Source organism: Brevundimonas sp., assembly GCF_013823285.1.
GTDB lineage: Bacteria > Pseudomonadota > Alphaproteobacteria > Caulobacterales > Caulobacteraceae > Brevundimonas.
In genome coordinates this window covers 1-5,795 of sequence record NZ_PNLV01000130.1, presented here as the reverse complement: position 1 = coordinate 5,795, position 5,795 = coordinate 1, and the positions used below count along the sequence as shown (strand labels likewise).

The window sequence follows — 5,795 nt, the reverse complement described above, 5'->3', positions numbered from 1 at the left end:
CCGTCTTGTCCAGCAGGGCGCCGATCATCTCGTCGGCGGTGCGGATGACCACGGCGTTGGCCTTGAAGGCATGCTTTGCGGTGATGCGCTCCACGGTCTCTTCCGCCAGGGTGTCCAGCGGCGCGGCGGCGGTGCGGCGCGCGGAGGCGTCGAAGCGTTCGGCGGCGGACATCATCCCGGCGGCTGCGATGGACAGGGCCTGCATGGCGGTCTCCTCTGATCCTCCCACAGTGACGCGGCGACGTAACCGGACCGTTCAGGAACAGGGTGAATCCATAAGTGAACGCAATACCGCCGCTATTCGTGTATAGATGCCCGCTTTCCAACGCCCGGCCCGGTGCACAACCGGCCGGGCGCGGTCGTTTCCACGGCCGCCCAAGTCAAGATTCAGGTTTCCAATGCCCTTTCCCGCCATTCACCCCGCGCTCGACCGCGCGCTCGTCCAGCGCGGCTATGCCGAACCCACCGCCGTGCAGGACGCGGTTCTGGAAGCGGGGCTGACCGAGGCCGATCTGCTGGTTTCTGCCCAGACCGGCTCGGGCAAGACGGTGGCCTTCGGTCTGGCGGCGGCGCCGACCCTGCTGGGCGAAGCTGAACGGTTCGGCCAGACTCGTGCGCCGCTGGCGCTGGTGATCGCCCCGACGCGCGAGCTGGCCATGCAGGTGGCCACGGAGCTGACCTGGCTCTACGCCGACACGGGCGCCCGCATCGCCACCAGCGTGGGGGGCATGGACGCGCGTCAGGAAGCCCGCGCCCTGAACGTCGGCGCCCACATCGTGGTCGGCACGCCCGGGCGCCTGAAGGACCACATCGACCGTCGCAATCTGGACCTGTCGGCCCTGAAGGTCGTGGTGCTGGATGAAGCCGACGAGATGCTCGACATGGGCTTCCGCGAGGACCTTGAATACATCCTGGAGCAGGCGCCCGCAGAGCGCCGCACCCTGATGTTCTCGGCCACCATCGCCCGTGAAATCGCCACCATGGCCAAGCGCTATCAGCGCGACGCGGTGCGCATCGACACCACCAACCGCAGCCAGCCCCACGGCGACATCGAATACCGCGCCATGCGCATCGCGCCGAACCAGATCGAGCACGCGGTGGTCAACGTGCTGCGTTTCTTCGAGGCGCCGGGCGCCCTGGTGTTCTGCTCGACCCGCGAGGCGGTCAAGCATCTGCAGGCGGCCCTGCGCGAGCGGGGCTTCTCCTCGGTCGGCCTGTCGGGCGAACTGAGCCAGCGCGAGCGCACCGATGCGCTGCAGGCCCTGCGCAGCGGTCAGGCCCGCGTGTGCGTGGCCACCGACGTGGCGGCGCGCGGCCTGGACCTGCCCGATCTGGGTCTGGTCATTCACGCGGAACTGCCGGTCAACAAGGCCACCCTGCTGCACCGTTCGGGCCGCACCGGGCGGGCGGGCAAGAAGGGCGTCTCCGTCCTGCTGGTCCCCTCGACCCGTCGCCGCAAGGCCGAGATGCTGCTGGGCTCCGCCGGGCTGGAGGCGACCTGGAGCGCCGCTCCGGGCATCGACGAGATTCTGGCCCGGGACGAAGAGCGCCTGCTGGCCACCCCGATTTTCGACCAGACCGTGACCGACGAGGACTTCGCCCTGGCGAAGAAGCTGGCGGCCGAGCGTACGCCGGAGGAGCTGGCCTGCGCCCTCGTGCGGCTGATGCGCGCCGAAATGCCTGCGCCTGAGGATCTGGTGGATCCGGGCGAGGGACCGCGCGGACGGCGTGAGCCCGGCGCGGCGCCGAACGCCACCGCCTGGCCCACCGACCGGCTGCAGCCCGACGAGGTGACCTGGTTCCGCGCCGACATCGGCCGCCAGAAGAACGCCGACCCCAAATGGCTGATCCCGCTGATCTGCCGTCTGGGCGGGATCACCAAGAAGGACATCGGCTCGATCCGCGTGTTCCCCGACGAGACCCGGTTCGAGATTTCGCTGGCGGCCCAGGCCGGCTTCCTCGCCTCGGTGAAGGCGGCCAAGGGCGCCGAGGTGGCGATCACGCCGTCCGAAGCGCCTAATCAGGGGTTCGGCGGACCGCGCCCCAAGAAGCCGTTCAAGCGCCGCGAGAACGACAACGCCCAGAACCGCCCCGCGCCCTACCGCCCCGAACGCACGGTCGCGCCTGCGGCTGAAGGCGACGCGCGGCCGTTTGACCGCAAGCCCTACAAGGGCAAGCCCAAGCCCGGCTTCAAACCCGGCGCCAAGGCGGGCAAGCCGGCGTTCAAGAAGAAGCACCGGGCGGAGTAAGGCGACGCATATCCTTCTCCCCCTGAGAGAGAAGGACGACGCCCGCCTCCGGCTTGCAGTGAAGACGGGGCCGTCGCAAGCTCCGGCCCCGGAGGACGCCATGACCCAGCCCGCAGCGGCCGAACGCTATCCGTCGTTCGAAGCCTTCTATCCGTACTATATCCACGAGCATTCCAACCGGACCTGCCGCCGCATCCATGTGGTGGGGACAGGGCTGGTGATCGTGGCTCTGATTCTGGCCATCGTGACCCTGAACCCGTGGTGGCTGCTGGCCATGCCGCTGATCGGCTACGGCTTCGCCTGGGTGGGGCATTTCTTCTTCGAGAAGAACCGGCCCGCCACCTTCAAATACCCCCTGTGGAGCCTGATGGGCGACTTCCGCCTGTTCTTCGAGACAGCCAGCGGGAAGCGGAAATTCTAGCTCACCCGCCCCGCCCCGGGTCCTGGAAGAAGTACAGGCTGAGCGCCATCACCGCCACGGCGTCGCGGTCGGGGGAGCCTTGCGGGGGCAGGTAGAAGGTGGGGCGCATGCCGCTGAGGGCCAGACCGCCCACGTCGACCCCGTCGCGGGTGAAGACATAGCCGATGACGTCGCCGCCGCCCCAGGGCAGGCCGTCCACATAGCGGGTCTCGGCCCGGATGGTGATGTCGCCCCAGGTCAGCTCGCCCGCCCTCTGGGGCTGCTGCAGTCGCCGGAGGAAGCCGCCGCCGCGCGCCACGGCGAGGCTGAGCCGGGCGTTGGCGGGCGCCGCCCCGGCGTAGCTGCAGACATAGCTGAGCTCGTCCCGATCAAAGGTGATCCAGGCGAAGGAGACGTGGCTCTGCCCGCCCTCGCACTCGCCCGTCACCTGACCGGCGCCCGTGGCCACGTCGAAGCCGGCGCGGGAGAAATCGCGCGAGCGGAACGGCATGCGGGTGCTGGAAGAACGGGCCGCGGCGGCGCCGGTGTATTCGCCCACCGCGAAGCCCGGCCGGAACAGGCTGGGGCCCCGTCGGCCCTCGAGGTTCAGGCGTTCGGTGCGGTCCTGGAACGGGACCGGGGCGTCCTGGGCCAGAGCGGCGCCCGAGAGGGCCAGGACGGCGGCGGATATGGCGGCGACGATCTTCATGAACCCCTCCAGAAGAACGGCGGTATGCTTAACAGAAGGCGCGGCGCGGGCAAAGTCCGGGGTCGTCAGGCAAGGAAAAACCGCCGGAGGATTGCTCCACCGGCGGTTCCCTACACGTCGTCGATTCGACAGGGGGGCTGAAACTTAATCGACGACGCGATAGCGGCCGTTTCCATCGGGGCAGGCGCGGACATAGCGATTCTCCACGCGGCCGTCGGGAAGACGGATGTTGCTTTCGACCAGGCGGCACCGGTCGGTGTTGTCATAGTCGCGGACCGGCTGGCCGTAGCCGTAGCCGCGATCCTGATCGTTGTAGCCGCGGTCATAGCCGTACTGCTGGCTGGAGCGATCATCGTAGCGGCTGTTGTCGTAGCCGCTGGCGCCATAACCGTAGCCGGCTTGGGCGCCGTAGGGCTGCTGCGACCGGCCCGGCTGGCAGGCGGCGGTGGAGCCGCCGATGCCGGCGCCGACCGCGGCCCCGAGCACCGCGCCCATGGCGCCGCCCTCGCTGCGCACCCGGCGGCTGGCGACGCCGCGTCCGGCCAGAAGGCCAATGGCCGCACCGGCGAGGCCGCCCGCAACCTGGCGCTGACGCTGATCGCGGACGCACTGGTCGTAGTAGGCCTGGCCGGTCTCGTAGCCCTGGTTGTAGCCGTAGCCGCTCTGGGCCTGATAGCCGTAGGATGAGCCATAGGGCTGGCCGTAGTTCTGGGCCGAGGCGGGCAGGGCGGTCGCACAGGCGGCGACGGCGACGACAGCGACGGCGGAATTCTTCAGGAAGGCGTTCATCGTTTCAGCTCCGTTCCTCGGGTTGCGGCGCTGAAAGGATCAGCACCCCCTTGTCGACGTCCGTTATGGCGGAGTGAACCTGAACGGGTTTTGAGCGGGCCGTTCATCTTCGTTCATGTTTCGGTTTGGACGCGGGACGGGCTATGAGCGCGCCATGTCCGAACAACTGACGATCGCCCGCGTGGGCCACCAAGGCGACGGGATCGCCGAAACCCCCGGCGGGGCCGTCTTCGTACCGGGGACGTTGCCCGGCGAGGTGGTGCGCGCGGTGGTCAGGGACGGCCGCGCCGAGGACATCGAGATCCTCGAGGCCAGCGCCGACCGGGTTCCGATCCAGTCGCAGACCTACGCCGAGTGCGGGGTCGCGCCGCTGCAGCACTGGGCCAGCGCGCCCTATCTGGCGTGGAAGCGGGATCTGGTGGTGGAGACCCTGGAGCGCGAGGGCATCGAGACCGAGGTGGAGGCGACCGTCGCCACCCCGCCGGGGGTGCGCCGCCGCATCGCCCTGCATGCCCGGCGCGACGAGGACGGCAAGGTGGTGCTGGGCTTCAAGGGGCGCCGGTCGTGGCGGGTGGTCCCCCTGACGCACTGTCCCCTGTCGGACCCGCGCATCAACGCGGCCCTGCCCGGCCTGGCGGCGGTGGCGGCGCCGTTTCTGGGCGGGGCCAAGTCGGCGCCGACCCTGCATGTGACCGTGACCGATTCCGGGCTGGACGTGGACATCACCGGGGTGGAGCGCAGCGGCCGCTCCGCTGACGTGGCCCAGCAGGGCGTGCGCGCGGCGCGTATGGCCGACATCGCGCGGCTCAGCATGGATGGCGAGACGCTGGTGATGATGCGCCAGCCCACGGTGCGGTTCGGCCGGGCCACCGTGCCCCTGCCGCCCGCCTCCTTCATGCAGGCCTCCCCCGTGGCCGAGGCGGCCATGGTGGAGCGGGCCGTGGCGGCGGTGCGCGGCGCCAGGCGGATCGCCGACCTGTTCTGCGGCGCGGGCACCTTCACCTTCCCGCTGGCGGAGGTGGCGCCGGTGCTGGCGGCGGACGCCTCGGCGGGGGCCATCGCAGGCCTGAAGGCGGGCGCCGGGACCGCGCAGGGGCTGAAGGGCATCGACGCCCAGGCCCGGGACCTGTTCCGCCGCCCCCTGTCGCCCCACGACCTGAAGGGGATCGAGGCCATCGTCATCGACCCGCCCCGGGCCGGGGCGCTGGAGCAGACCCAGCAGTTCGCCGGGACGAAGTCCGTCTCGGTGGTGGTGGGCGTATCCTGCAACCCGACCACCTTCGCCCGCGACGCCCGGGTGCTGATCGACGCCGGCTTCGTGCTGGAGCGTGTCACCCCCATCGACCAGTTCCTGTGGTCGACCCATGTGGAGCTGGTGGGCGTGTTCCGGCGCTGAGCCGGGTGGATAAATTCACACTCAGGTCTGGAAAAACAGAGTCCGAATAGTGCGAATTGTCCGAAATCTCCTTTGGGGGCGCAGAGGGGCTGGCGTGGACGATTCTGTTGATTTTATTAAAATAATTCCGTCATCGCCGGGCTTGCCCCGGCGATCCATACGCCCGACTGGCGAGCGCCCCTGGCGCGTGCCGTGATTATGGATTCCCGGCACAAGGCCGGGAATGACGATGCGTGGACGTGAGACTCTCGA

Annotated in this window: 6 protein-coding genes; 3 read left to right on the top strand and 3 right to left on the bottom strand. The window is 69.5% G+C overall.

Annotated features, from left to right (window positions below):
* Positions 1-205: flagellar basal body rod C-terminal domain-containing protein (locus tag C0461_RS13040; protein ID WP_292107618.1), on the bottom strand; the 205-nt coding region annotated here is incomplete at its 3' end.
* Positions 206-398: 193 nt separating this feature from the next.
* Between C0461_RS13040 and C0461_RS13035 the strand changes: the two genes are divergently transcribed.
* Both C0461_RS13035 and C0461_RS13030 read left to right on the top strand, forming a co-directional pair.
* On the top strand, positions 399-2,249 hold the full coding sequence (locus C0461_RS13035; RefSeq protein ID WP_292107616.1) for a DEAD/DEAH box helicase: 1,851 nt from the start codon (positions 399-401) through the stop codon (positions 2,247-2,249).
* Between the two features lie 100 nt (positions 2,250-2,349).
* Positions 2,350-2,670: an Mpo1-like protein gene (locus C0461_RS13030; protein WP_292107614.1), complete on the top strand. Its 321-nt coding sequence runs from the start codon at positions 2,350-2,352 to the stop codon at positions 2,668-2,670.
* 1 nt (position 2,671) lies between these two features.
* Here C0461_RS13030 and C0461_RS13025 read toward each other — a convergent pair whose 3' ends face one another.
* Together C0461_RS13025 and C0461_RS13020 are read right to left on the bottom strand one after the other, a co-directional pair.
* On the bottom strand, positions 2,672-3,358 hold the full coding sequence (locus C0461_RS13025; RefSeq protein WP_292107612.1) for a hypothetical protein: 687 nt from the start codon (positions 3,356-3,358) through the stop codon (positions 2,672-2,674).
* A gap of 144 nt (positions 3,359-3,502) precedes the next feature.
* The gene (locus tag C0461_RS13020) at positions 3,503-4,147 is read right to left on the bottom strand and encodes a hypothetical protein (RefSeq protein WP_292107610.1); all 645 of its coding nucleotides are present in this window, start codon (positions 4,145-4,147) and stop codon (positions 3,503-3,505) included.
* A gap of 154 nt (positions 4,148-4,301) precedes the next feature.
* Here C0461_RS13020 and C0461_RS13015 point away from each other — a divergent pair, with 154 nt between their 5' ends.
* Entirely contained in the window at positions 4,302-5,543 is a 1,242-nt protein-coding gene (locus tag C0461_RS13015) for a TRAM domain-containing protein (RefSeq protein ID WP_292107608.1), read from the top strand.
* Positions 5,544-5,795: the final 252 nt, after the last annotated feature.